A 1,074-nucleotide genomic window follows, 5' to 3' on the forward strand; every position below is an offset into this window, starting at 1 on the left:
CGCGGGCGCGCGCGGCGGGGGCGGCGGCGCGGGAGGGGGTGCCGGGGGCCGCGGGGGGCCGGGTCAGGGTGGGGGTGCCGGGTGGGGTCATCGGGTCTGCTCCCCGGGGTCGCGGTCGCGCAGGAGACGGTGGATCAGGAACATCCCGGCGACGCCGAGGAGGAGCAGGACGACGCCGACGACCTGGCTGTAGCCGAGGTCGCTCTGGGCGAACGCCTTCTCGTAGACGAGGTAGGAGAGCGTCGTGGAGGAGGAGCCGGGGCCGCCCTTGGTGAGGAGCAGGACGAGCGCGGCGGAGGTGAAGAGCGTCCAGAGGAACTGGAGCATCGTCAGGGTGCGCACGTAGTCCTTGACCATGGGGAAGACGATCTGCCACATGACGCGGAAGGTCCCGGCGCCGTCGAGCCGGGCGGCCTCGACGACCTCGCCGGGGACGCTCGACAGGCGCGAGGCGAAGAGCACGGCGGTCCAGCCGATGCCGCGCCACAGGTCGATGGCGACGACGGCGGGCAGCGCGGTGGACGGGTCGGCGAGCCAGGAGTGGGTGAGCGCGTCGAGGCCGATCGCGCGCAGGAAGCCGTTGGCGCCGCCGTCGGGCGAGAGGACGCCGTAGAAGATCATGCCGGTGACGGAGATGGAGATGAGCCCCGGCGAGAAGTAGAGGACGGACAGCACGCGGTAGCCGCGCGGGCGGGTGCTGAGGTGGTGTCCCAGCATGAAGGCGAGCGGGATCATCACGGGAATGACGACGGCGATCTGGACGGCGCTGTTGCGCAGCGCGTCGAGGAAGACGTCGTCGCCGAGGACGTGGCGGATGTTGCCGGTGCCGATGTAGCGGGGCTCGTAGATGAGGCCCTTCCACTCCAGCGTGGCGATGACGAACATCGCGACAAGGGGGCCGACGGAGAAGACGGCGAACCACACGAGGGAGGGGACGGTGAGCCACAGCAGGCGCGGCGAGTCGAGGGGCCCCGGCGGCGGCCGGGGGCGGGGGCGGGCGGTGCGGGGGAGGCCGCCGGGGGGCTGGTCGGTGACATGGTTCCTTCTCTTCGGCGGGCGGGGCACCGCGCGGGC

1 protein-coding gene is annotated in these 1,074 nt (G+C 72.7%); it reads right to left on the reverse strand.

The features are described from left to right. Positions 1-87: 87 nt before the first annotated feature. A partial coding sequence (locus tag SSBG_RS03665; RefSeq protein ID WP_324603488.1) for a sugar ABC transporter permease occupies positions 88-1,074 on the reverse strand: 987 nt, incomplete at its 5' end.

It is taken from the genome of Streptomyces sp. SPB074, from assembly GCF_000154905.1.
In the GTDB taxonomy this organism is placed as follows: domain Bacteria; phylum Actinomycetota; class Actinomycetes; order Streptomycetales; family Streptomycetaceae; genus Streptomyces.